Origin of the sequence: Treponema sp. Marseille-Q4132, assembly GCF_014334835.1 — a bacterium.
Taxonomy (GTDB): Bacteria; Spirochaetota; Spirochaetia; order Treponematales; family Treponemataceae; genus Treponema_D; species Treponema_D paredis.
Genome location: NZ_CP060591.1, coordinates 1,345,164 through 1,370,492, shown reverse-complemented (window position 1 = coordinate 1,370,492; position 25,329 = coordinate 1,345,164). Strand labels below are relative to the sequence as shown.

Genomic DNA, 25,329 nt, shown 5'->3' with positions numbered 1-25,329 from the left:
TATCGGCAGATACGCAGAAAATTATTATTTTCTGAAAACTCGTCCTATCGGATTAACCGTTACGCTGCGTGCGTTGCGCTTTCCGAACAGCACATTTACGGAAACATGATTTTGTCCTTTTATTTCTTTCCAGCAAGACTCAAGCATACTGTCATTCGTAGCGATGATCCAATCTTTACAGTCAGAAACCGCATATACAGGGCGGACGTCGATTTTGTTTTGTGTTGCTGCAAATCCCGCTATTCTGCAAAGATGTGTTGCCCCGCTTTCAGTGAACTCGAGGTAATCGTCTTTATAGAGCATACAGATATACTTTGCCGCGTCGTGCGGTTTTTCCAGTTTTTTTGGTTTGTTCTCGTTATCAAATTCATCGCGACGAAGGTAGGTTGCTTTGTATTCAGGTTCCATATTTTTCTTTTTAGGCGGTATCTGCCAAACGACGGCCGCTAAATAATCTTCAGGACACAGGTAGCGGGGAACGGCGGAACTCGTAATCGGAATCGGGGTTTGAACTCTGTTTATACAGCGCACCTTTTCGATGCGGTATTTTTTGCCGGGTTTACCATCCGCGCTCGGTTTTCCGATCCAGTCCGTTTCGCTGAATTTTTGCAGCTGCTCTGCAAAGGATAAATCGGTGTGTTCTTTTATAAATGTCTTCAGGTTTTCTTTTATTTTTTCATCGACGATACTGTCTATATTTTTCTCCGTAAGCGACACTATCGGCGTACGCGAAACATAGTACGATTTAAAGACATCCAATTTCGGGAACTCGGTCTTTAATACGGCTCTTACTTTTGCCATATTACCGAGTTCGCGGCGTTTTGTTTCAAACCGGGTACGGATGGCGTCGTCCTTTATCGATGCTATATCGTCGTCCGTTTTTATGGAATCGATATCGACTTTTTCAATCTTTTTTATTTTGCCGAGGAGCGTTTCTTTTGAAAGCTTTCCCTGCCAGCCGTGGTCGGGTTTGAAACTGACCGCGATATACTTTACTTTTTCGATCAATTCGCTGCGGCGTACGGGCATTTGCGGCACTTCGATTCTATTTTTTTGTCGAATCTGATTTAACCGCGAAATCTCCTGCACCATTGCGCGGTCGATCAATGCGATGACGGAAGCGTCGAGGGCATGATGACGATGGTCGTAGCGGTTCTTTTTGTATTGCCCGATTTGCTCGTTTTTCAGTTCGAAATGCGCTATTTCCGGATCGTCGATTTTCCGTTTTAAAATCGAATCGATATTCCATTTGTCGCGCAGCAGTTTTGTCATACCTCCGTTGACCGACCACACATCTTTACAGATGCATCGCAGATACCGCAGCGCGGAACGCGAAAGGTAGGCATTGTCGGTAAGCTGACGCTGTATAAAAGAGTTGTCTTTTTCAAACTTTTCCATCGCGTTTTCCGCAAACAACGCTCTTTTTGCAGGATTTTTTAACGAATTTGCTCTTGCACAAATTTCATGCCAATTATACCCGTTCGGACTCGAACCGAAAGCTTCAAACGGAGAACAGTCTTTTTTAAATGCATTGCAGCTTGTATGCGCTATCGTTTTATTCGTTTCGCCGTCAAAGAGTGTGCGTCCGAACGGGAGAATATGTTCTATTTCGATATTTTTTGTAAAAATTTCGGATCCGCTGATCGGCTTTCCGCAATACAGACACTTTCTGCTGAAAGAATCGCTGCCTAATTCTTCCCATAAGCGATATTTTAATCGGTCTTCTCTGTTGGGATATGGAATTTTTGTGATCTCCGCAATATTTTTATTGTCCCGTTCATTGCGCTTTTGGTTTGCAGTTATTGTTTGTTGAATTCGGGCTTTTGCTTCTCTGCTCGCTTTCAAATCGCGTGAAAGCTCTACGACTATTTGCTGCGGCTTGCCGTACGCTTTTATCAGCGTGTTGACGACGGTACGGGTTTGATTCAGCGCCACATGTACGGTCGGATTGCTTATTTTTCCGTATTTCAATTCAGGTTTCGATTCATCCGCCTCCGGATGCGCTCCCATCGTAGAACCGGTCAAAACGGCACCGTAGTAGGGGAGTTCGCCTTCTTCGTGAACCGATTGATCGGCGTATGTATAACCGAGCATCTGAACGGCAACGGTCAGCGGTATTTTGTTTTGTTCCATTTTTTGAACAAGCATCTCCGTCACTTCTTTACACAGCATCGACGTTCCCGACGGCAGTACGGTCGCGGCGATGTTTTTCTTTTGTTCGTCCGTTAAATTATACTGCGCGAGCATGGAGATGATTTCCGCATCTTCGTCCGCTGTAATCAGTTTTTCAACGATCGCGTCTTGCTCTGTCGGAGAAAGAGAATCCCACAAGTCGCCGAATTTGTTTTTATTGCGCAATTTAACGGCGGTTGTATTTCCCTGTAAATATTCCCGTCCGCCTCTTTCCAAATTAAACGTACAGGATTCATCGATCCCCAGCTCTTTTTTCATTGCTTTAAAAGTAAGTTTTTCTTTTTTATCGAGCAGCGCGATTAGCATATCAGTTTGGGCATTCCCGATCGGAAATGCTTTTCCTAATGCGTCAATGTAATCCATATTGTATACTTCTTGTAGAATGCGGATCTTTTGCGAACAGGGCATCGCTTTAAAGGTGCGCTCTTTATCGGGCATATACCGGCAATTGCCGCGTTCCTGCGCACGGAGCGGCCGCTGGTAAAACAATTTTTCATAAAGCGCATCCCAGCTTACGCCTCTGTAATAGGGTTCTTGCACTTTGCGGATCGCGTCGAATTCTTCAACATACATTCGGCGAGTCGGATAATAATTCGAACGGCCGGGTGCAAAGCGCATGCCGATATCGCCTGTATCGTTTTCTGTTTGCTCCGTTTCCGTATTTTTATGTTTCCACAAAAACTCACCGAGTGTCCTGCACCCGGAATCTTTTATAGCTTTTGCAAGGTGTTCACATTTTTCATTTTGTGATTTTACGTCGTTTTGACTGTCTTTTTCTTTTTCCTGTACCGCTTCTTTTCTGTTGCTTTTAAATCCGCGGCGGACGGATAAATTAAATAAAGCGCGGCCGAGTTCGTACGCTTCGAGTTTTGCATCCAGCGCTTGCACACGAAGTTCGTAGGGATTTAACGATTTAAGCGCTGTCGCCTCAGAGGGATCATTCGGCATCAAGCCTTGTTCCCGCAACAAGCGAAACATCTGCTTCCTGCGCAGTTTTCTTCGATATAGGATACGCCGCAGGCCGCGTGCGGTTCTGCGCTCCACGGCAAGGGGTTCTTTTGTTTTCGGATTACGGCCGTCGGAAAATATACGAACGCCCATATCGATAAGCGATTCAGGTTTGTTATTGCCGTCCAACGAATATATACACCAGCCGATTGAATTGGTACCCAAATCGAGTCCCAATCTATATTTTTGATTTTTGTTATTCATGAGAACCATTATATCATGAAAATATAAATTTTGTGAAAAATATGAGAGGCTGAATAAATCGGTAAAAAATATTTGACAATAAAATAATTTTATTGTATGCTATAACCACTGATTAATTTTTTTGATCAACCTGCTAACAAGGAGTCTTTGACTCCGCAAAATGTTTTTACATTTTAGTAAAATGTAAAAATTATCACATGAAAAAAGGAAGCTTCGGCTTCCTTTTTGTTTTTTGTAACCGCACATACCGCCCGTGTGCACCTCCGCACCCTCTCCTTGACAGCATCTCGCGGAATTCGATAAAATGAGAACCGTTCTCATTTTGAGAAATGCGCGTATGAATACGAAAAGTCAATATAAAACAAAACAGCACGAAGAACTGCTTGCCTTTTTGGAATCGATGAAAGGTACGCATATCACGGTAAACGCGGTTTGTTCATATTTTAAATCGCACGGCAAAGCGATCGGTACGGCGACGGTCTACCGTCAGCTTGAACACATGGTCGAAGAAGGCATCGTCAACAAATACATCATCGACGCCAACAGTCCCGCCTGTTTCGAATACACCGGCGGAAAAAAGCGGGACTGCGCGGAGCCGTATTTTCACTGCAAATGCAAAGACTGCGGCAAACTCATCCACGTGCGTTGTTCGAAATTGTCGGCGATGCAAAGCCACTTGCTGGACTCTCACGGATTTAAAATCGATTCGCACAGAACGGTGCTCTACGGGATATGCGGCGAATGTTCGCGACGGAAGCGAGTACGCGGCAGGTAAAAAGATATGCGGAAGTCTAATTGCGTTTATGCGCACACATCGGTTCAAAACACTCGGGCGGTATTCGCCTATGCGGCATTGTTTTTAATAACGATCGTTTCGGTCATGTACATAGTTCACGAAAGCGTTCACGTTTGCAGCGGAGAGGACTGTCCCGTGTGCGCGTGTATCCGTTCGGTAAAAAATAATTTATCGCAGCTGACGATCGATTTGGCGGAGACGATGACGCCCGCCGCTCCCGCCTTTGAGCGGCTTTCGGCGGTGAAATCTTTTTGCGTTTCCCCTCTTTGCCGAACGCTCGTCGAGCAAAAAATTAAATTGAATAATTGACGTATGTTTTCCGAATCGATTGCCGCCCTCTCTTGCCGATTGTGCGGTTTTGTAAAAAGAAAAATAAATTGAAAGAGGTTATAAAATTATTATGAAAAAAAATATTGTTAAGATTGCGTCTGCATTGCTTTTTGCAGTGCTTGTTGCGGGAGCCGCGTTTGCCGCGCCCGCTAAAAAGAATGCGCCGTCAGGTACGGTAAAAATCGTTACCGACATTTTCCCCGTATACGATTGGGTCCGCGAAATAACGAAAAACAGTACGGCGAAAATCGATCTCACGCTGCTGCTCGATAACGGCGTCGATCTGCACAGTTATCAGCCGTCGGTTGCCGATGTTGCGAAGATCGCCGAATGCAATCTCTTCGTTTATGTCGGCGGCGAATCCGAAGGGTGGATGGACGATGCGTGCAAAGAAATCAAAAATAAAAAAAGCGTCGTGCTGAAACTCCTCGATTCGCTCGGCGATGCGGCGAAGGAAGAGGAAGTGGTCGAAGGCATGGAAGGCGAACACGATCACGAGCATGAGAGCGCGGACGAGCATCATCACGATTACGAACATGAAAGTGCCGGCGAACACCATCACGAACACGGCGAGCACGAAGACGAAGCGGAATACGACGAACACATTTGGCTGTCTTTGAAAAACGCGAAATTTCTGTGCAATACGATTGCCGAAAAGATTTCGGAAATCGATCCGAAAAATGCGCAAACCTATCGTGCAAACGCCGCCGCTTACAATGCAAAACTTTCGTCGCTCGATGCGCAGTATCAAAAGATCGTCGATGCGGCGTCGAAAAAAACGGTTCTCTTCGGCGATCGCTTTCCGTTCCGCTATCTCGTAGACGATTACGGTCTTTCGTATTATGCGGCCTTTGTCGGCTGCTCTGCGGAAACGGAAGCGAGTTTTAAAACGATTTTATTTCTCGCAAAAAAAGTCGATGAACTGGGCATTCCCGCCGTGCTGACGATCGAAAAGTCGGACGGAAAAATTGCCCGGACGATTATTAAAAATACGAAAGCGAAAAATCAAAAGATTTTAACACTCGATTCGATGCAGTCGACGACGTCGAACGATGTCAAAAAAGGCGTTACCTATCTTTCGATTATGACGAAAAACGCCGACGTGTTGAAATCGGCGCTGCAGTAAAGCGCTTCAGGCTGAATGTCCTGCGGGTGTGTTCCGCCTGCGGGGCATTTTGCATTTGCAAACGCGGGTTTTTGGAGGCTGTATGGCATTGCTCGCTTGTCAAAACGTATCGCTTAAATACGATGCGAATGTGATCGTGCGCGACATAAATTTTTCCGTAAACGCAGGCGATTACCTCTGTGTCGTCGGCGAAAACGGTTCGGGCAAAACGACATTGATAAAAACGCTGCTCGGACTTCATGTTCCTTCAAGCGGTACGATTGTGACGGGCGACGGCTTAAAGCGGAACGAAATAGGCTACCTGCCGCAGCAGACGCTCGTGCAGCGGGATTTTCCCGCGTCCGTGTACGAGATCGTTCTTTCCGGCTGTCAGGGAAGGTGCGGTATGCGCCCGTTTTACAATAAAGCGGAAAAGCGCCTTGCCTCGGAAAGCATGGAGCGGATGGGCATCGCGCGTTTTGCCGGCCGCTCGTACCGCGATCTTTCCGGCGGGCAGCAGCAGCGCGTTTTGCTTGCACGGGCATTTTGCGCCACGCAAAAACTTTTGCTTTTGGATGAACCCGTGTCGGGACTCGATCCGAACGCGGCGGAAGATATGTATCGATTAATAAAAGAATTGCACGACGACGGCGTTACGATTATTATGATTTCGCACGATATCCCTTCGGCTCTGCGCTATGCGACGCACATCCTGCACATCGGAGGAGAGCGTGCGACGTTTCAAACAAAGGAAGCGTTCGTCCAAAACGGAGCGAGCGGTTTATCGATCGAAGCGAGGAGCGAAGCGCGATGAACGGCATCATAGAAGAGATTTCATTTTACGTAGGCTATCCTTTTGTACGCTATGCGTTTATCGTCGGCATTTTGATCGCGCTGTGTTCGTCGCTGCTCGGCGTAACTCTCGTGCTTAAGCGATTTTCATTTATCGGCGATGGACTTTCTCACGTCGCTTTCGGTGCGATGGCCGTTGCAACGGTTTTGCGCTTTTCAAACAATATGCTCCTTATGCTGCCGGTAACCGTCCTCTGCGCGATTCTCTTGCTGCGCACCGGACAGAATACGAAGATAAAAGGGGATGCCGCGATCGCTATGGTTTCCGTCGGTGCGCTTGCAGTCGGCTATCTCTTGATGAATATATTTTCGACGTCGGCAAATTTGACGGGCGACGTATGCAGTACGCTCTTCGGTTCCACATCCATTTTAACGCTGTCGAAATCGGAAGTGATCGTATGTGTCGTGCTGTCGGTTATCGTAGTCGTGCTGTTCGTTCTGTTTTATCAAAAGATTTTTGCCGTCACTTTCGACGAGAGTTTTGCGCGTGCGGTCGGCACTCGGGCGGGCGTATACAATTTACTTATCGCGGTCGTCACCGCGATCGTCATCGTGCTTGCGATGAACCTCGTCGGTTCTTTGCTCATCTCCGCGCTCATCATCTTTCCCGCTCTGTCGGCTATGCGGATTTTTAAAAGCTTTAAAGCCGTTACGATTTGTTCGGTGCTGCTGTCGGTCGGCTGTGCATTTTTCGGGCTTGCGATATCTATCGTCGCCGGAACACCCGTCGGCTCGACAATCGTCGCCATTCACATTATAGTATTTATTGTTTTTTCCTGCATCGAAAATTTGAAACGGAGGCGCGGGGTATGAAAAAAATGATCGATAATCTCGCCGCAGTGCGCCGATGCAGGGCATCTTCCGTACGGATAAAATTCTGCGTTTTGCTCGCCGTCGGAATGCTGTCAGGCTGTGCAAAAGCTTTGCCGGCTCAGATCAAGAACATGCTGTTTTCTCAAAAACGAAATACGGGTATCGTCGATTTGACGCGCTTGAGCGCGACGATGGTATACGCGGAAGTTTTCAATATGATGGTCGAGCCGGAAAACTACGTCGGTAAAACAATAAAAATGAACGGTCTGTTTTACGTGTATCCCGATGAAAAAAAAGGTACGTATACGTTCGCGTGTCTCATCATGGATGCGACGGCATGTTGCGCACAGGGGATCGAATTCCGACTGCGCGGAGAACATGCATACCCCGCCGATTACCCCGAACCGAATACGAACATCACCGTGCAGGGGACTTTTTATACGTATGAAGAAGACGGCTTTACACACACGCTTTTGATCGATGCCGATATGACCGTGAGGAAATAGGTCGAGTGCCGTACACGAAGCGGCTTTTTATAGTGCCGGTTGTTTTTGGCGAAGGTTTAAAAGCGCCGCTGAAATAGCGCGGCACTTTTAACTTCGAGTTTTCTTTCGAAAACTCGCGGATGTACGTGTGCGCTTACGCGCACCAATTGCACGGCTCCTAAATCCGAAGATTTACTCGCCGTGCAATTTTAGGGAAGGTTTAAATTGAACGTCTGAGATAGCGCCGTTCAATTTAACTTCGAGTTTTCTTTTCGAAAACTCGCGGATGAACGTGTGCGCCGCTTGAAACTTCGCGCTATTGCGCTCGTTTCGAGGCTCGCGCACGAATTGCACAGCTCCTAAATCCGAAGATTTACTCGCCGTGCAATTTTAAGGAAGGTTTAAAAGCGCCGCTGAAATAGCGCGGCACTTTTAACTTCGAGTTTTCTGTCAAAAACTCGCGGATGTACGTGTGCGCGCTCGCGCACGAATTGCACAGCTCCTAAATCCGAAGATTTACTCGCCGTGCAATTTTAAGGAATATGTTTTCCGACGTATTTTTTCGTTGTCGTAACGCGTAGTTGCAATCGGCGGAAAATATGTTATACTCGTTGTCATGGTAGATATAGACGAACAGAAAAAGATTGCAGTACTCATAGATGCGGAAAATATCCCGCACAATAAATTGCCGGCCATCCTCGAAGAAATGGCGGTGCACGGGCATGTCATCACCAAGCGCGCATACGGCGACTTTTCGAGCGACAAGCTCCGCGCGTGGAAAACCGTTTTAAATGAAAACGCCGTTTTGCCGATACAGCAGTTCAGCTATACGCAGGGAAAAAATTCGAGCGATTCGGCCATGATTATCGATGCGATGGATTTGCTCTATACCGAAAAATACGATACTTTCGTACTCGTTTCCTCCGACAGCGATTTTACCAAACTCGCGTCGCGTCTCCGCGAATCGCAGGAATACGTGTTCGGCGTCGGCGAAAAGAAAACGCCGGTGTCGTTTGTAAACGCGTGCGACGAATTCATCTATATAGAAAATCTGCACGGCGTCGAAGATTCGTCGCTGCCGGAAAAAATCGATGTCGCGCATAAGCGGCGTGCAAAAGTAAAGCGAGCGGCTCCCGCAGGGGGTACGGCTGCAGCCGGCGCTACGGTAGGCGTCAACGCGGACGGTGATACGATGACCGACAAGCAGTTCCGTCAGATTTACAAGCTGCTTACAAACGCATACGAAAAATACGCAGACGATACCGGCTGGGCGCCCGTCTCCGCGGCGGGCTCTCTTTTCAAGCGGCAAAATCCCGGCTTCGACACTCGCGATTTCGGATTTAAAAAGCTGTCGGATTTGATAGCCTATCTCGACGATGATTTTGAAATGAAAGGCTCCGGTATGGGCGGCCGCGGCGGCAACAAAATATATCGACCCGTCGAAAAAGAATAATTAATAGGTTGGATGTCAAAAGCAAATGATGCTACAGCTTTTGAATTTCCGCTTCCGAAAGACCGGTCATAAGGCAAATCTCGGAGAGCGGGTATTTGTGTTCAGCCATCAGCTTTGCCGTTTCTAGCTTTGCTTGATACGATCCCGCAGCAATACCGTCTTTCCTGCCTTTGCGTATCCCCCGCTCAAAGCCGATCTTTTCACCGGCCATGCGTAAGTCATCTTCATGAATATTCAACGACATATACCAGCTCCTGAACTTTTCGTTCCGTTTCGCTTTTTCGACAAGCGCATCGATCCGTTGAGTAAAGCCGCTTGTCGCCCGCCTCTCGCAAAGATACTCCAACAAGGCACTCAATTCAGACTCACCTTCTTTATCGTAGGCACCCGTATTATAAAATACCTTGACGCTTTTGTCATCAAAAATAATACTGCCGTCCTCACAGCACATATTGCGGAAAGTATATACAGGCAAGTCTTTGCCGAAGGGATCCTGCGTACAGATAAAGATGACATAGCTTTCTTTCAGTTCGGCATAGCTTTGGCCGCGCAAAAGGTTATCGACATCCATGAGACTTTGATAATAGCGCGTACGCTTGGGAAGAAAAGGCGGGATCGATGTTTGTATTTCGATATCGAAGACGCGCTCCGAATCTGAAACATAGACGTCGAGGCGTATGCCTTTGCTTTCGTAAAACGGAGCGATCGTTTTTTGCAGAGAGGGATATTCGATTTTACCGACTTTGATATGCAGGAGCCGTTCGATGACGCCCTTGCATATCGTTTTATTTTTCATGACCGTGCCGAACATAAAGTCGTCGGTAAAGGTAAGTTCTTCGACAGGCTTGTGGGTATATACCATGAGGATACCTTCGATTGTTGAGATAGAGCCGCCGGGAAAGCCGCCGAACTATATATCGTCTACAAAGTTATATAGTACGCGGTTTTTTATGAAACGTATAAGAAATAGGTTTATTTTTTTTCGAAATTTTCCGCTCGTTTCGTATATCGACAGAACGATAAATTTTGAAAACAGCGTCGGCACAATAAAACAGCGCCGTGTCGGTTGACGGTGTTTTCAGATGCTTTTTTTCGCTTTCGTTTTTTCGAGAGCTTTTTCGTATTTTCTTTCGTCCGCTTTTTCTGCAGGGCGGTACAAAATCGCTTTGTTGCCGATGACCCGTACGAGGACGGCGGAGCAGTCTTCCGCCAATGAAGCGGCGAGATGCCGTTTTTCGTCTTTGAATTCGTTGAAGCTGATTTTAATAAGTTCGTGAGCGGCGAGCGAGGCATCGGTCATTTTTTCGACCGCTTCGGTAACGCCGTTTTGTCCGACGATGACGACGCTTTGCAGGGGCTGTGCATATTTTTCAAGGATTTTTCTCTGCTTGCTTGAAAGTTCAATCATATTTGAAATACTATCGGTATTTGCCCGATTGCGCAACTGCGGAAAAACCATAAAAGCGGTCGTTCGATGTTATACAAATCGGCGGCTCAAAAAAATCCCTTGCAATGTCATTTATTTTCTTTTATCATAGCCTTGTATTTGCATTTCAATTTTTACGGGAGTACAACGGTTATGAAAATGACGATGCGCTGGTACGGAACGAAATTCGATTCCGTCACGCTGCAGAACATCAGGCAGGTGCCCGGAATTGCGGGTGTTATCACAACCTTATACGATATTCCTGCCGGCGAATTATGGCCGCTTGAAAGAATCAAGACGATTAAAAAAGAAGTCGAAGATGCCGGTCTTCAGATATGCGGTATAGAAAGCGTTAACATTCATGACGATATTAAAATCGGTTTGCCGTCGCGCGACGGCTATATCGACGCGTATATCAAAACGCTCGAACATCTCGGACAGTGCGGCATCGATATGGTGTGCTACAATTTTATGCCGGTCTTCGATTGGACGCGTACGGATTTGGCAAAAAAGAGAGCCGACGGTTCGACGGTTTTAGCCTACGATCAAAAAGTCGTCGACAGCATCGATCCCGAAAAATTTATCGAAGGAACCGATAAAAATTCCAACGGTTTTATCATGCCGGGATGGGAGCCGGAGAGGCTTGCGCATGTCAAAGAATTGTTTGAAAAATACAAAGACGTCGATAACGAAAAGCTTTTTAATAATCTCGTATATTTTCTCAAAGCGATTCGGCCGGTATGCGAAAAGTACGATATTAAAATGGCGATCCATCCCGACGATCCTGCGTGGCCGGTTTTCAATCTGCCTCGCATCATCACCGGCAAAGAAGCTATATTGAAAATGCTGCATGCCGTCGACGCGCCTTTTAACGGGATTACGTTTTGCACCGGTTCTCTCGGCACGAATCCTCAAAACGATTTGCCCGGCATTGTCCGTGCATGCAAAGGCCGCGTTCATTTTGCACACGTGCGGAACTTGCATCATTATGCGCCCGGCGTTTTCGAAGAAGCGGCGCACCTTTCATCCGACGGTTCTTTCGATATGTATGAAATTGTTAAAGCGCTTTATGAAACGGGCTTTTCCGGACCGATCCGTCCCGATCACGGGCGTATGATTTGGGGTGAAAAAGCTATGCCCGGTTACGGTTTGTACGACCGCGCGCTCGGCGTTGCATATATCAACGGATTGTGGGAGGCGATTGAAAAAAATGAAACTCACTGAGCGCGGCATCACCGATACGCATGCATGGAAAGGATACGCACTGCCGAAATTCGATCGCGCAAAGATGATTGCGGCGACGAAAAAAAATCCTGTGTGGATTCATTTCGGTGCGGGGAATATTTTCCGCGCGTTTCAAGCGATGCTTGCACAAGATCTGCTTGAAAAAAATCTTACCGATACGGGAATCATCGTCGCTGAAGGTTTCGATTTGGACATTATAGATAAAGCGTATCGGCCGTACGACAATCTGTCGCTGCTCGTTACGCTCAAAAGCGACGGAAGCATTACGAAAACCGTTGCGGCATCGGTTGCAGAAAGTTATAAATGCGATCCCTCTTTTCCGGGCGATTGGAATGCGCTTACGGAAATCTTCCGAAGCAAGTCTCTCGCGCTTGTAACTTTTACGATCACCGAAAAGGGATACGCGGTAAAAGATTCCGACGGAAATTTTCTTCCCGCATACTGTGCCGATTTTGAAGCGAGTCCCGATAAAGCGAAAATGTTTTTATCCCGCCTGTGTGCGCTTTTGTACGGCCGCTATCTTCATGCGGACAAACATCCCGTCGCGCTGGTGAGTACCGACAACTGTTCGCATAACGGAGAAAAACTTCAGGCGGCGGTTCGAGCGATTGCCGGCGAATGGCAAAAACGCGGCTTCGTGGAAGAAGGTTTTATCGATTATATTTCATCGCCCGACTCGGTGAGTTTTCCGTGGAGCATGATCGACAAGATCACGCCGCGTCCCGATGCCGGCGTGCAGGCGCAGCTTAAAACCGACGGTTTTGAAGACGCCGAAATAATCGTCACCGACAAACACACGTATACCGCTTCTTTCGTAAATGCGGAATCTCCGCAGTATCTCGTCATCGAAGATGCGTTCCCGAACGGACGTCCGCCGCTCGAAAAAGCGGGCGTGTATTTTACGACGCGCGATACGGTAAATAAAGTCGAGCGGATGAAAGTGTGTACGTGCTTGAATCCGCTGCATACGGCGCTTGCGATTTACGGCTGTCTGCTCGGATATACGCTCATCGCGGATGAAATGAAAGACGCCGAACTCAATACATTGGTACACCGCATCGGCTATGACGAAGGGCTTCCCGTCGTCACCGATCCGAAAATAATCGATCCGAAAAAATTTATCGATGAAGTCGTTACGGTGCGCATTCCGAATCCGTTTATGCCGGACACGCCGCAGCGCATAGCATGCGATACGTCGCAAAAACTTTCGATCCGCTTCGGCGAAACGATTAAAGCATACGCCGCAGATCCCGCACTGGGTACGCAAAAGCTCAAATATATTCCTCTCGTGCTTGCCGGCTGGTGCCGCTATCTTATGGCGCTCGACGACGAAGGTAAAAAATTCGAATTAAGTCCCGACCCGCTGCTCGGCCGCGTATGTCCTTTTGTCGAAAAAATCGAACTCGGCCGAACGTATACGGCGGAAGCTCTCGACGGATTTTTGCACGGCCTGCTTTCCGACGCATCGCTGTTCGGTGTCGATCTTTACGCGGCGGGACTTGCTCCTCTCGTACTCGAATATTTCGGCGAATTGACGGCAGGCAGGGGTGCCGTAAGAGCGACGCTGAAAAAATACATACGTTGAAAGAAGGAATGATAAAAAGCGCCGTCTGAAATATCGCCGTCGCTTTTTATCTCGAGTTTGCACGAATGTTTGCAGAAGACGTGTATACGTGGTGTTTCGATAAAAATCGCATGAATACGATACGCTTTATTTTGCAAACTCGACTATTGAACGTGTGCGCGCACGCGCACGGCTAAAAACTTTTTCGGAAATTGATATTTCCTGCAAAAGTTTTTATGGGAAGGCGATTATGCCGTTTATGGATGCCGATTTTTTATTAAAAAATAAAACCGCGAGGATGCTCTTTGACGTATGTGCGTCCGAACCGATTTTCGATTACCACTGTCACCTCGATCCGAAAGAGATAGCAGAAAATAAACGCTTCGATAATTTGGCAAATCTGTGGCTCGGAACGGGAGGGTGCGGCGATCACTATAAGTGGCGTATGATGCGTGCATGCGGCATCGATGAAAAGTTCATTACGGGAGACGCTCCTCCCTACGAGCGATTTTTAAAATGGGCGGAAACGATTGAGAACCTCATCGGCAATCCTCTGTACCATTGGACGCATTTGGAGCTGCAGCGTTATTTCGATATTGCACAGCCGCTTACCCGCGCGTCGGCGCCCGTAATTTGGGAAAAGGCGAATGCGCTGCTTTCCGACGGAACGGTTACGGTAAAAAATATTTTTAATAAATTCAATATATACGCCGTGGGTACGACCGACGATCCCGCCGACACGCTCGAATATCATAAAGCGATCGCATCGGGCTTTGCGCCGATCGGAAAGATTGCGACGAAAGTGATGCCCTCCTTCCGTCCCGACAATGCGCTGCATATAACGAAGCCGTCGTTCGCATCCTATATCGGACGTCTTGCGCAGTCGGCAAAAACCGATATACGCAGCGTCGACGACGTGATCGAAGCTCTTGTAAAACGGCTCGACTTTTTCGTTTCCTGCGGCTGCCTTTGTGCCGATCACGGTCTTCCGTATGTGCCGTTCAACGTTCAATCCGATAAAAAAATACAAGCGACCTTTGAAGCCGCGCTCGGCGGAAAAGCGGTCGACGATTCGGACGGAGAAGCGTATATGACGAAAGTGCTGGCTTCTCTTGCCGAAGCGTACGCAAAACGGAATATCGCAATGCAGCTGCACGTGAATGTGTGCAGGAATCTTAACTCGCGCGCATTTGCCGCTTCGGGCGCCGACACCGGTTACGATGCGATCTGCGATTACGGTGCTGCGGACAAACTCGCGAAATTTCTGGACTGTGCAGAAACGCGCTCAGGTCTTCCGAAAACGATATTGTATTCTCTGAACCCGAAAGATTATTATCCTTTTGCATCGATTATGGGATGCTTTCAAAGAGCGCCCGTTCGCGGAAAAATGCAGCTCGGTTCGGCGTGGTGGTTTTGCGACCATAAAGACGGAATGGAATATCAGCTTTCCGTACTTTCAAGCATCGGCATGCTGAGCGCTTTCGTCGGTATGCTCACCGACAGCAGAAGTTTTTTGTCGTATCCTCGGCACGAATATTTTCGCCGTATTTTATGCAATCTTATCGGTACCTGGGTCGAAGACGGCGAATACCCCGATAATAAAGACGACATCATCCGTATCGTAAAAAATATTTCTTTCGGTAACGCGCTGCGTTATTTTTCCGATGAAAAATAATAATCGGCCGTATCTGAAAACTTGAACTTCTTTTAGAAACCGATATCGTCCGCTGAAAAAAAATAACAATTTTTTATCTCGTAATAACAATTTGTTCTTATGATTTGCTTGTAACCTTACCGCAGTTTAATTTATAATAAATTAAGAGGATGGCGGTATGATTTTGAAAAAGGTTGCGGCGCTCCTTGCCGCCGGGCTTTGCTTTATCGGAGCTTTGTCTGCCGAAGAGCTGACGGTCGATCGTGCGGTGAAGTACGCGCTGGAAAATAATATCTCCGTACAAAAAGATAAAATTACGCTCGACTCGCTCAAGCGCGCAAAAAATCATTCGTGGAACGGCGTGAGTCCGAGCGCGTCCGTCAGCGCAAATATGCTTTTTCCCGTTGCGGGCGACGCGCGTCAATACGATTACAATTTTTCGATTCAAGGCTCAGTGAACTTTGCACTTTCTCCGTCGATCTATTCGTCCGTAAAGAGCGCTTCGCTCAATTATGAAAACGGACTTCTTACTTATGACGAAGCGCTGCGTTCGATCGAACTCAAAGTGCGCAGCGCGTTTTATCATCTTCTGTATGAACTTGAATATATAGAATTGCAGCGGCGCAATCTTGAAACCGCCGGTCAGCAGTACGAACAAAATTCGAAAAAATACAAAAGCGGTCAGCTTTCCGAACTGGATATGCTGTCGAGCCAAGTAAAATACGAACGGCTTAAGCCGGCGCTCGAGTCCGCCGAGATAACATTCGCCAACGATTTGGCGTCATTCAAACAGATGCTCGGAATCGATCGATCGACCGAAGTCGTGCTTTCCGGTTCTCTTGCCGACGCGCGTTCTTTCGGCGATATAAGCGTCGAAGTCGATGCCGAAGATACGCCTGTCGTCCGCGCCGAAAAAAACAGCGTAAAGATCGCTCAGGCGGCGCTGCTTGCGCGGCGCTTTGCCGCATGGGGGCCGACCGTGAGCGCGGGGTGGACGTACGGCAAATCGAAAACGAATATCGCAAACGATTTTTCTACGACGAATGCGCTTTCGATCGGCGTTTCGATTCCGCTCGACGGATATCTCCCGTGGTCGAAGGGCGCCGACTCGATCGCATCGGCTGCGGATAACGTAAAGACGGCGGAGCTTACGCTGGAAAACAGCAGGACGACGGTTGCAATTCAAATCGATAATTACATCAAACAGATACGGCAGATACGATCGCAGATCGTATCGCTTCAGGCAAATGTCGATTTGGCGCAAAAGTCGTACGATATGACGAAAGATGCGTATAATCACGGATCGCGCGATTTGCTTTCGCTGCAAACCGCATCCGATTCGCTTTTGAATGCGCGTACCGATCTTGCGCAGCAGGAGTATGCGCTTATCACGAAAATTATTAATCTTGAGTATACGCTGGGCGTTCCGTTCGGCTCTTTGGGTAAAAATTAATAATTATTAATTTAGAATGGGATGCGGCATCGGTTTTGCAGGGATACCGCGTATGTGCGGTAAACGCATCGGTATAAACTTGAAGCGGATCGTTTTTTGAAGCGTACCGCTCGAAACGCTTTTTACGGAGAATTGAGGAGAACGGATATGAAAAAATCGGCGGTGATCGTAATCGTTGTACTTGCTGCGGCTTTGGCGGTAGGTATTTATGCTTTTTTCGGTACTCGGCGAGCGGCAGCGATGCGCGGCAAGGCGCCTTCTCAAAGGGTTTCGACCGTGCGCACGCAAATTGCGGCAACGGCGACGCTGCACGACTATATCAACACGAACGGCGATATCGAAGCGGTGAACTCCGTTTCCGTGTATCCCGATATCGGCGGAAAAATCGTGAGTACGAACGTAGCGCTCGGCTCGCCCGTCAGGAGGGGAGACGTGATCGCTCGAGTCGATCCGTCCGAGCCGGGCAGCAATTATGCGCTGAGTCCCGTTCTCGCTCCGATCAACGGCAGCATTATTAAAACACCGCTCAAAGTCGGAACGAAGGTTACGACATCGAGTACGATTACGACGATCGGCGATATTGCGAGCTTGCAGATCACCGCGAAGATTCCGGAACGTTACGTCGCTTCTCTTCGCACGGGATTGAAAGCGGAGATATCGCTTGAAGCTTATCCCGGCGTCGTGTTTGCGGCGACGGTAACGCACGTGTCTCCGGTACTGGACGTCAATGCGCGCACGAAAGAAATCGTTTTGACATTCGACGAAAACGATTCGCGCATCAATGCCGGTATGTTCGGTAAAGTGAAGCTGTATACGCGCGACTACGGCGGCGTCGTTGCTCTTCCGTCCGATGCGGTCGTTACAAAAGGCGATAAACCGTACCTTTTCGTCGTTAAAGACGACGAAACCGTCGAACAACGCGAAATAACGCTCGGGCAATCGGTGGACGGTATCGTCCAGGTTTTGTCGGGCATAAAAGAAGGAGAACGCGTCGTCATCGAAGGCGGGCAAGTGCTTTCGAACGGCACGAAGGTGCGCGACTTGTCGAATGCGACGCGAGGTGAAAAATGAGTTTATCTCGGAAAACGCTCGAGCATCCCGTTCTTGTACTCATCGTATTTGCACTGCTCGGCATTATCGGCATATCGAGTTTTAACAATATCGCGATCAGTCTTTTCCCCGATATCGACAGTCCTTTCATTATGGTTTCGACGACCTATTCGAATGCGGGTCCCGAGTCGGTGGAAAAGTCGGTGACGAAAGTGCTTGAAAGCAGTCTCGTGAGCGTCAACGGTTTGAAAGAACTGACGTCTTCGTCATCGGAAGGATCGAGCGCCGTGTTTCTCGAATTCAATTACGGTACCGATTTGGAATCGGCCGTAAACGACGTGCGCGATAAACTCGACCGAGTCAAGCGTTCATTGCCCGACGGCGCATCGACTCCGAGTATTTTTAAAATGGATGCGTCCGCCATGCCGATCATGCGAATCGCGATGCGGGGAAACCGTTCGACGGACGATCTTAGGCAGATAGCCGAAGACGACGTTATCGATATTCTCGAACAGACGGACGGCGTCGCCGAAGCGAGCGTTTCGGGAGGCCGCACAAAAATCGTCCGCGTCGAAATTTCGGAAAACAGGCTTGCCGCTTACGGTCTCAACATATCTGCCGTGTCGTCCGCGCTCGCAAAGCAGAACTTCGAACTCGGCGGCGGAAAGATCACCGAAGGAAAGATGAACTATGTCGTCCGCACGACAGGTGAATATTCGACTGTCGATGAAATAGACGATACCGTTATCACAACGGTAAACGGATACGACGTAAAATTGCGCGATATCGGAAACGCGTTTATGGGCTACGAAGACGCGTCTTCGACGGTTTACATAAACGGGGAGCCGGGAGTTTACGTTTCGGTTACAAAGCAGTCCGGCACGAATTCGGTAACCGTTGCAAATGCGACGTATAAAAAAATCGAGCAAGTGCAGGCGCTCCTTCCGTCGGATATTACGCTTGAAATCGTATCGGACGATACGACTGCGATCCGCGATACGATCAGCACGCTCGTGACTTCGGCGTGGCAGGGATTGCTGCTTGCGGTTATTATTTTGTTCGTCTTTTTGCAGAATTTTAAAAGCACGCTTATCATATCCATATCGATTCCGCTTTCCCTCGTCATTACGATCATGTGTATGTCCTTTGCGGGGATCACGATCAACATCATGACGTTGACAGGTCTCATACTCGGCGTCGGTATGATCGTAGATGCCTCCATCGTTATCATAGAAAATATTTATGCGTACCGCTCGCGCGGCGCAAAACCCAAAATTTCCGCAGCCCTCGGTTCTCAGGAAATGCTCATGTCCGTCATTTCCGGAAATCTCACGACGATCTGCGTATTCGTTCCGTTTTTATTTTTTCTCAAAGACCTTGAAATGTTGGGGCAGATGTTCAAAGGCATCATCTTTACGGTCGTCATCGCCCTCGTGTCGAGCTTGTTCGTCGCGATCTTTCTCGTGCCCGTACTGGCCGGCAAATTTCTGCCTCTTTCAAACAGGACGGAAAAGCCGGTAAAAAACCGCGTTTTAAAAGCGATGTACGCTTCGTTTCAAAATATCATAAACGCCCTCACGAAAGTGTACCGCAGAGGATTGAAGATCGCTCTCGATCACAGAGCTGTGACGATCGTCGTGAGCGTAAGCGTTCTCTTTATGGCGCTCGCGCTCTTTCCGACACTGAAAATCAATATGATGGGGCGGGGCGGCGGAGACGACAGCGTGACGCTCAATGTGACGATGCCGACCGGAACTTCGCTTGCGGAAACGACCAAAGTCGTGCAAGCCTTTGAAACGATTGCAAAGGAAGAAATACAAGGCTACACGACGCTGATCATGAGCGTCGGGACGGGCGGCAGACGGTCGAGCGCGTCGACGTATACGGGTTCGCTTTCGATCCGCCTTCCCGAAACGAGTAAACAGATCGACACATCCGAAACGATTCAGAAAAAGCTTCGCGCGCATTTCGACGAATTTGCGGACGCGCAGCTTTCGTTCGGCGCGGGCTGGCGCGGTCAGATTTCGGGAAGCGATATCGTTATAAAGGTTCGTTCGGACGACCTTGAAGCGGCGCTTTCGGTTTCCGACAAAATAAAAGACGTAATGGAAAAAATCGATGCCGTAGGCGAAGTGACGATCGATACGAAAAAGGGTTTGCCGCAAGTCGAAGTCGTCATCGATCGGCAGCGGGCATACGCGTTCGGCGTGGATGTTACGACGGTTGCGCGCGAAATCAATTATGCGATGAACGGAGTTACGTCGACGGTATACCGTTCGAACGGCAAAGAATACGATGTCATCGTTATGTACCGGCCGGAAGACCGAGATAAAGTTTCCGATCTCGAATCGATTTACGTGCGCGGTGCGAACGGTATGGTGAGCGTTGCGAATTTCGCTTCGCTTAAAAAAGGGCTCGGGCCCGTCAGCATCAATCGGGAAAATCAAAGCCGCGTCATAGAAGTGTCGGCGGATATCATATCGGATGAAAATGCGAACGTCGTCGAAAACGAAATCAAGTCGCGTATCGCCGATACTTTTGTCATTCCCGAAAACGTTACCGTCAGCTACGAAGGTTCGTGGAGCGACGTGCAAAAACAGAAAAATGTTTACGGTTCGATCGCGCTTATGGCGCTCCTTCTCGTGTTCGGCGTTATGGCTGCGACTTACGAATCGTTTAAAGCGCCGCTTATCAATATGATGACGATTCCGTTTTTAATAATCGGCGTCGTCTTTATCTATAAATTTACCGGACAGACGATGGCTATGACGTCGATGGTCGGTATCATCATGCTGGTGGGTATCGTCGTCAACAACGGCATCATCCTTGTCGATTATACGAATCTCCTGATAGACCGCGGTATGAAAATGAAAGAAGCCTGTCTTGAAGCGGGTGCGAGCAGACTTCGTCCCGTGCTTATGACGACGCTCACGACGATTCTCGGTACGCTTCCGATGTGTTTTCAATTCGAAGGAACCGCTCAAATGGTACAGCCGATCGGCCTTTCGATCGTCGGCGGTTTGACGTCGAGTACATTCGTCACGCTCTTTATCATTCCGGTACTTTATTCGCTTGTTATGAAAGAAAAAAAATCGCTCGATGGCGGTGCCGCGCAGGCGGTCGCGGACTTCATCCAAAGCGGCGATATGCCTGCCGAAACGGATTGCGTGCAGGCCGGCATTATCGCAAATCAATCGGTCGAAGACGATATCGTCGAAACGCTTGAACAGGCTGTTCCGGATATCCGCTATACGATCATTCCGACGGTAAACGGGCGAGGCGGCGACAACTACAAACTCGGAACTGCGACATGGCCCGAACAGAATTTTATGATGATCGCCTACATAAAAAAAGCGGATGCGGCAATGATTTCGGCTGCCGTCAGGATGCTGAAGAAAAAATTCCCCAAAGAGGGGATAAAACTTTTTTTCATGTGAGCGCTCGTGTGCGCGTACGCAAAACGCTCAGCGCACTTTAAAGAATATGCCGATCAGCGCTACCGTTATGAGCAGCTGCATGATGACGAATTTGATAAGTACTTGCGTCGGCGACCATCCGCGCTTTTTACGCATTTCGTCGTGCAGCGGAAAGCGGATATTGTTGAATATGCGTATATGGAAAAAACGCAGCAGCGCGACTTTCAATAATCCCATGCCGCCGTTTATGGACATGATCGTCGATGTCGCCAAAATCAAAAAGGGATTTCCGCTGACCATAACGCATACGCCGATAAAAAAGCCGAGCGCGCGGCTGCCGGCGTCTCCCATGAGCACTTTGCTCGGGTATGCGTTGTGCCAGAGGTATCCCATAAGCGAACCTGCGAGTGCAAAACTTATGACAGCCCAGTTCGCGCCCTTGGGTAAATGCGGTACGAGCAGGTATTCGGCTATATCGATGTGACCGAGTACAAAATAAAAAATCGACCCCATCGTGATGAGCGCGATGAGCACGAGCGTGCCCGAAAGCCCGTCCACTCCGTCGGTGCAGTTCGTCGTATTGATCGACGCCCACAGCAAAACCGTACACACGATCACATATACCGCAACGTTTACCGAAACCGGATGCGTAACGAAGGGCAGCCAAAAGCGGACGTGACCGTCGGGCGACACGCTTTTGAGACAATAAAAAAGCAGCAGCGCTTCTGCAAAGCTTATGATAAAGTCGAGCAGCGCTTTGCGGTATTCGCCCCAGCTTACAAGGCTCTTATCGTCAAGAAATCCGGTGAGCATCATGATCCACGTCAACATAAGCGTGCCGCCTTGCAGGATCGTAAGCGGCGTACATAAAAACGCGATGGCGATAAATACCGTGATGAAGACGATGCCGGCTCCCGTCGGTTTCCCTTTCGATGCTTCCGCAGTGAGCGTAAATTCCCTGCCCCTGTCGTGCGGCAGGCGCTCGTAAAAACGGGGCAAAAGGCGCATCGAAGCGATAAAGCTCGTATAAAGCGCGAGCGTTATGAGTACCGTGTAGGATTGGAGAAGCCTCGCCGGTCCGAAAAAATGCTGCAGATATGCACCGAAATAGTATATCATTAACAACCTCGATTTTATTCGCGAGAAGGATTCAGTGCTTCGGCATTCTCCGCCGAGCTTGTTGATCCCGTTCGATAAACCGCTTCATCATCCGTAAAAACCATGGCGATACCGTGTTCGTCGCAAAATTTAATAAATTCGGAATCGGTATCGGTACCTCCGGGCTGCAAAATGAGACGTATGCCGCTCTTTATGAAACGTTCGAAACCCTTGTCAAAGGGCAGTGCGCTTGCGCTTACGAGCGTTTCGACAGGCGCTGTGCTTTTTGCCGGTTCGCTTTGCATATTGTTCGCGGCTCTGTTGATCGCCGCAAAGCAAGCGTCCGCCGGAGCGAGCGCCGCGCAGCACATACCAATCGTCGTCATGTTTCCGATGACGGCGGCAGCATCGTGTTTCGCGCCGAGCAGGACGAGCTGTGCGAATGCCGCTTCATCGGCTTGAATTTGTGTCGGCCGCGCTTTTGTGACGACCTTCCACGAATCGAAGAGCGTAACTTTGTCTTCTTCGACGATGAGTCCGCCGTTGAGCGAGCGGATATTGTACGATATCGTCGCCGGTGTCGACATCGTGATCAGGCGGATATCTTTCCGCTCGGCAAGCAGCGTTTTTGCTCCCGCCGTAAAGTCCGGCGCGACGACCGCCGCCAAATTCGATTTTAATAATTCGTTTGCTGCGTTTTCGTCGACGACTGCGCTGAATCCTGCGACGGCGTTTTCCAAAAACGCTTTTCTGCAGGCGGACATCTTTTGAAAGGATTCGGTACAGTTCGAACCGAGTGCTGCGCTGACGGGAATGCCGTGTTTTGACGAACACGTAAATACAGATCCTGCAGCCGGCGTAAAACGCATTTCTATTTCATTTCCGTTGTCGTCGCGTTCGGTTACCGTCGGAGGCTTTTTCAACAACGCGGAAAAATTGCTGAGGCTTTCCCACACCGCATCGATATTGACGTAGAGACTGTACAAAAGTTCCCCGCCCTGATTTTTCCGCAAGCTGTCGAGCGCACCGCCGTGCAAAAGCGTATAGAGACAGGCCGAACGGTGCGACTGCTCTTTGTTTATCAGCTCTTCGGATTTTTTATACGGCAGCATAAAATAACGGGGATAGGATTTATCTCCCGCCTGCTGTAAAATCGCGTTTCCCGCCGCGGCGGTACAAGCCGAAATCATATTGAACGCTTTTGCCGCAAGGTAGAGCCGGAACGCTTCGGAAATACTTTGTGTTTCTATTTTAACGATCGCTTCTTCATAATCGACGGGATCGGTGAGTATGAGTATGTTTTTATAATTTTTGCACGCCGCTTGAATGAAAGAGAGGGCGCGCATATCGATTTTGTCCGCAACGGAATCGAGCGATTTATAATTTTTCCGCGCATGAGATACGGGTTCCAAATTGATACAGACGAGGCGGATCGCACCCGTTTCGTCTGAGCGGCCGAATTCGTTTTGCCTACCGCTTGTAACGAGCGATTGCAGCATCGCCTCGTAGTCGCCGAAAGTGCGCGGCGAATCGTCGAAAACGGATACCGCCGTATACGCGATATCGGCATCCGCGAGCAGCTTTCCGGTTTGTCCTGCCGACAGAATTTCGCAGCCGTGTTTTATAAGGCAATGAACAAGAGCCGTGAGGTTGTCGGTGTCGTCGGTATACAAGAGCGCCCGATTTTTCATATTCGAAATAATAACACAAAAAGTATCGGTGCACAACAACGGTATACAATCCATCCGAACATGTGTTAAAATAATAAATTATGGATATCGTATCGAGGAAACGAAATCTCCGCGGAACGATCACCGTCCCCGGTTCCAAAAGCCATACGATACGTGCGCTTTTGCTTGCAGCTCTTGCAGACGGTACGTCGCATATTTTCAATCCGCTTCCGAGCGCCGACTGTCTGTCGGCAAGCCGTGCGATTCCGCTTATCGGCGCGGGTTTTCATTCTGCCGATTCGGTATGGACGGTTTCCGGTGCGGGAAAGTGCGCACATCTTCCCGACGATGTCGTCGATGTCGGAAACTCCGGATCGCTTTTGTATTTTTTATCGCCGATCGCGGCGACCTTTCCAGGCTGGAGCGTTTTTACCGGAGACGAGTCCATTCGAAAGCGACCCGTTTCCCACGTCGTCGACGCACTCAAGCAGCTCGGCTGCGAAGCTTACGTTTCGCGCCCCGATACCGACGCCCCTCCTCTCATCATCCGCGGCCCCCTTTCAAAGCGGAGCGTCATAACCGACGGAAGCCTTTCTCAGTATGTGAGCGGCATGATGATGGCGGCTTCTCGCCTAGACGGTACGCTCGATATTACGCTGACAAATCCTAAAGAGACGCCCTATCTTTCGATGACGCGCTTGTGGCTCGAAGAACTCGGTGTGAAGGTAAGCGTGTCGGACGATTTCAAGCGCATTTGCGTCAAGGGAGGCGTTACGCTTCCGCCTTTCGACAAAACGATTCCGTCGGATTGGGAAGCTCTCGCGTTTCCTCTCGTCGCTTCTCTCATATCCGACAGCGAAATAATAATTAATAATATAGACGATTCGGGCAGTCAGGGCGACGACGCGATCGTGGACGTACTAAAGTCCGTCGGCGCGGACATCGAACGCGATCGCATACGGCATACGCTTACCGTGCGCGGCGGAAAGTGCGCGCGTTCCGCAAAAGGAGAAGCGCCTGGCAGATTGTCGGCGGAAAAATTGCCGCGCGGAGAATTGCGCGTACCTATTTCCGGTTTTCCCGATGCGATCTGCGCGCTCGCCGTCGCAGCATCGTTTATCGAAGGGACGACGATTATAGAAGACGTCGGCGTGTGCCGTAAAAAAGAAACCGACCGAGTCGAAGTGATGAAAAGCGAATTGACGAAACTCGGCGTCGAAATTGAAGCCGAAGCGGATTGCCTCGTGATTCACGGACACGCACCGCTTAGCGCATCCGGCGAAAAAAACGATGCGTTTGCGATTCACGGCGGTACGGTCGAAACATACGGCGATCACCGCGCTGCGATGGCGCTTTCGTGTTTCGGTTTCGGACTGCCCGAAGGCGAGGCGATTACCGTAAAAGACGCGGAGTGTTCGGCCGTTTCGTTTCCCGATTTTATCGATGCCATGAACGGCATCGGTGCGGGTTTCGTTATATAGATTCTTTTGCCTTATATGAGCGTTGTATGGCAA

Annotated in this window: 19 protein-coding genes; 14 read left to right on the top strand and 5 right to left on the bottom strand. The window is 49.0% G+C overall.

Annotation, left to right across the window (positions count from 1 at the left end; translation table 11 throughout):
* Positions 1-24: 24 nt before the first annotated feature.
* On the bottom strand, positions 25-3,405 hold the full coding sequence (cas9, locus tag H9I35_RS06275) for a type II CRISPR RNA-guided endonuclease Cas9 (protein ID WP_187418585.1): 3,381 nt from the start codon (positions 3,403-3,405) through the stop codon (positions 25-27).
* Positions 3,406-3,742: 337 nt separating this feature from the next.
* Here cas9 and H9I35_RS06270 point away from each other — a divergent pair, with 337 nt between their 5' ends.
* The 7 genes from H9I35_RS06270 to H9I35_RS06240 all read left to right on the top strand — a co-directional run bounded on the left by H9I35_RS06270 (position 3,743) and on the right by H9I35_RS06240 (position 9,239).
* The gene (locus H9I35_RS06270) at positions 3,743-4,180 is read left to right on the top strand and encodes a Fur family transcriptional regulator (protein WP_187418584.1); all 438 of its coding nucleotides are present in this window, start codon (positions 3,743-3,745) and stop codon (positions 4,178-4,180) included.
* A gap of 6 nt (positions 4,181-4,186) precedes the next feature.
* The gene (locus tag H9I35_RS06265; protein ID WP_187418583.1) at positions 4,187-4,510 is read left to right on the top strand and encodes a hypothetical protein; all 324 of its coding nucleotides are present in this window, start codon (positions 4,187-4,189) and stop codon (positions 4,508-4,510) included.
* A gap of 91 nt (positions 4,511-4,601) precedes the next feature.
* A complete protein-coding gene (locus H9I35_RS06260) occupies positions 4,602-5,657 on the top strand; it encodes a metal ABC transporter substrate-binding protein (protein WP_187418582.1) in 1,056 nt (351 codons plus the stop codon).
* Between the two features lie 82 nt (positions 5,658-5,739).
* Entirely contained in the window at positions 5,740-6,450 is a 711-nt protein-coding gene (locus H9I35_RS06255; RefSeq protein WP_187418581.1) for a metal ABC transporter ATP-binding protein, read from the top strand.
* Entirely contained in the window at positions 6,447-7,301 is an 855-nt protein-coding gene (locus H9I35_RS06250) for a metal ABC transporter permease (RefSeq protein WP_187420696.1), read from the top strand. Before H9I35_RS06255 ends, H9I35_RS06250 begins: the two co-directional genes overlap by 4 nt.
* A complete protein-coding gene (locus tag H9I35_RS06245) occupies positions 7,298-7,807 on the top strand; it encodes a hypothetical protein (RefSeq protein ID WP_187420695.1) in 510 nt (169 codons plus the stop codon). The genes H9I35_RS06250 and H9I35_RS06245 overlap by 4 nt, the downstream gene beginning before the upstream one ends.
* Positions 7,808-8,402: 595 nt before the next feature.
* Positions 8,403-9,239, top strand: a complete 837-nt coding sequence (locus tag H9I35_RS06240) for an NYN domain-containing protein (RefSeq protein WP_187420694.1) — start codon at positions 8,403-8,405, stop codon at positions 9,237-9,239.
* A gap of 31 nt (positions 9,240-9,270) precedes the next feature.
* On the opposite strand, the gene H9I35_RS06235 is transcribed toward H9I35_RS06240, so the two are convergent.
* Complete coding sequence (locus tag H9I35_RS06235; RefSeq protein ID WP_187420693.1) at positions 9,271-10,101, bottom strand: Rpn family recombination-promoting nuclease/putative transposase; 831 nt, start codon at positions 10,099-10,101, stop codon at positions 9,271-9,273.
* Between the two features lie 216 nt (positions 10,102-10,317).
* A complete protein-coding gene (locus H9I35_RS06230) occupies positions 10,318-10,647 on the bottom strand; it encodes a YhbY family RNA-binding protein (RefSeq protein ID WP_187420692.1) in 330 nt (109 codons plus the stop codon).
* A gap of 171 nt (positions 10,648-10,818) precedes the next feature.
* On the opposite strand from H9I35_RS06230, the gene uxuA reads away from it, so the two are divergent.
* The 6 genes from uxuA to H9I35_RS06200 all read left to right on the top strand — a co-directional run bounded on the left by uxuA (position 10,819) and on the right by H9I35_RS06200 (position 21,068).
* Positions 10,819-11,889 (top strand): mannonate dehydratase, encoded by a 1,071-nt coding sequence (gene uxuA, locus H9I35_RS06225; protein WP_187420691.1) that lies wholly within the window; start codon positions 10,819-10,821, stop codon positions 11,887-11,889.
* Complete coding sequence (locus tag H9I35_RS06220) at positions 11,876-13,495, top strand: mannitol dehydrogenase family protein (protein WP_187420690.1); 1,620 nt, start codon at positions 11,876-11,878, stop codon at positions 13,493-13,495. Before uxuA ends, H9I35_RS06220 begins: the two co-directional genes overlap by 14 nt.
* 229 nt (positions 13,496-13,724) lie before the next feature.
* Positions 13,725-15,149: a glucuronate isomerase gene (gene uxaC / locus H9I35_RS06215; protein ID WP_215905304.1), complete on the top strand. Its 1,425-nt coding sequence runs from the start codon at positions 13,725-13,727 to the stop codon at positions 15,147-15,149.
* Positions 15,150-15,306: 157 nt separating this feature from the next.
* A complete protein-coding gene (locus H9I35_RS06210; RefSeq protein ID WP_187420689.1) occupies positions 15,307-16,581 on the top strand; it encodes a TolC family protein in 1,275 nt (424 codons plus the stop codon).
* Between the two features lie 147 nt (positions 16,582-16,728).
* Positions 16,729-17,652 carry an efflux RND transporter periplasmic adaptor subunit gene (locus tag H9I35_RS06205; RefSeq protein WP_187420688.1) on the top strand — a complete coding sequence of 308 codons (924 nt, stop codon included), beginning with the start codon at positions 16,729-16,731 and terminating at the stop codon, positions 17,650-17,652.
* Positions 17,649-21,068, top strand: coding sequence for a PG0541 family transporter-associated protein (locus H9I35_RS06200; protein WP_187420687.1), 3,420 nt, complete (start codon positions 17,649-17,651; stop codon positions 21,066-21,068). Before H9I35_RS06205 ends, H9I35_RS06200 begins: the two co-directional genes overlap by 4 nt.
* 27 nt (positions 21,069-21,095) lie before the next feature.
* On the opposite strand, the gene H9I35_RS06195 is transcribed toward H9I35_RS06200, so the two are convergent.
* Both H9I35_RS06195 and H9I35_RS06190 read right to left on the bottom strand, forming a co-directional pair.
* Positions 21,096-22,166 (bottom strand): MraY family glycosyltransferase, encoded by a 1,071-nt coding sequence (locus tag H9I35_RS06195; RefSeq protein WP_187420686.1) that lies wholly within the window; start codon positions 22,164-22,166, stop codon positions 21,096-21,098.
* A 14-nt stretch (positions 22,167-22,180) separates the two neighbouring features.
* Positions 22,181-23,836 carry a hypothetical protein gene (locus H9I35_RS06190; protein WP_187420685.1) on the bottom strand — a complete coding sequence of 552 codons (1,656 nt, stop codon included), beginning with the start codon at positions 23,834-23,836 and terminating at the stop codon, positions 22,181-22,183.
* A gap of 80 nt (positions 23,837-23,916) precedes the next feature.
* Here H9I35_RS06190 and aroA point away from each other — a divergent pair, with 80 nt between their 5' ends.
* Complete coding sequence (aroA, locus tag H9I35_RS06185) at positions 23,917-25,296, top strand: 3-phosphoshikimate 1-carboxyvinyltransferase (protein WP_187420684.1); 1,380 nt, start codon at positions 23,917-23,919, stop codon at positions 25,294-25,296.
* The last annotated feature ends 33 nt before the right edge of the window (positions 25,297-25,329 follow it).